General features: G+C 55.5%; 2 protein-coding genes. One reads left to right on the top strand and one right to left on the bottom strand.

Annotated features, from left to right (window positions below; genetic code table 11):
• Positions 1-390 (top strand): DnaJ C-terminal domain-containing protein (locus H6B10_RS14980; protein WP_275951090.1); only part of this gene is annotated, 390 nt, incomplete at its 5' end.
• Positions 391-536: 146 nt separating this feature from the next.
• Here H6B10_RS14980 and rpsR read toward each other — a convergent pair.
• Positions 537-652 (bottom strand): 30S ribosomal protein S18 (gene rpsR, locus H6B10_RS14975; protein WP_204652307.1); only part of this gene is annotated, 116 nt, incomplete at its 5' end.

Here is a 652-nt window from a genome sequence, read left to right as displayed (position 1 = left end):
GCAGGCGACGTGATTGTTCATGTGACGGTCAAGAAAGATGCTGTCTTTGAACGGGATGGCTACGATGTATATGTACGTGTCCCCATTACCTACTCTCAGGCAGTGTTGGGCGCCGAGATCGAGGTTCCCACCGTGGATGGCAAGGTGGCCCAGCGGATTCCCGAAGGAACCCAGAGCGGTACCAAGTTCCGCCTGCGGGGCCAGGGCATCCAGTACCTGAACGGCCGTGGCCGTGGCGATCAGTATGTGATCGTAGAGGTGGAAATTCCCAAAAAGCTCAACCGTACCCAGCGTGAGGCCCTCAAGGCATTTGAGGACAGCCTCAAGGAAGAAAACTACGAAAAGCGCAAGGGCTTTTTCAAGAACCTGCGTGACCGGTTTACTTCCTGATTCCTATACAATTACAGCGGGCCGTCCCGGTAAGGGGCGGCCCGCTGTTTTGGGTGCGTCGTTTGGGTACAATAGAAGAAAAACAAACAGAAAAAGAGCAGCTCGCAAGAGCTGCTCTTTTTTGCACGTTTTGGATGCCGGGGCGATTAGTCGCTCACGTAGGGCATCAGCGCCATATAACGGGCACGCTTGATAGCGACCGTCAGCTCACGCTGATGGAACGCGCAGGTACCGGTCACACGGCGGGGAATGATCTTGGCGC

It is taken from the genome of Gemmiger formicilis (assembly GCF_016901605.1).
Taxonomy (GTDB): Bacteria; Bacillota; Clostridia; order Oscillospirales; family Ruminococcaceae; genus Gemmiger; species Gemmiger formicilis_B.
This window is presented reverse-complemented; position numbering and strand designations above follow the sequence as displayed.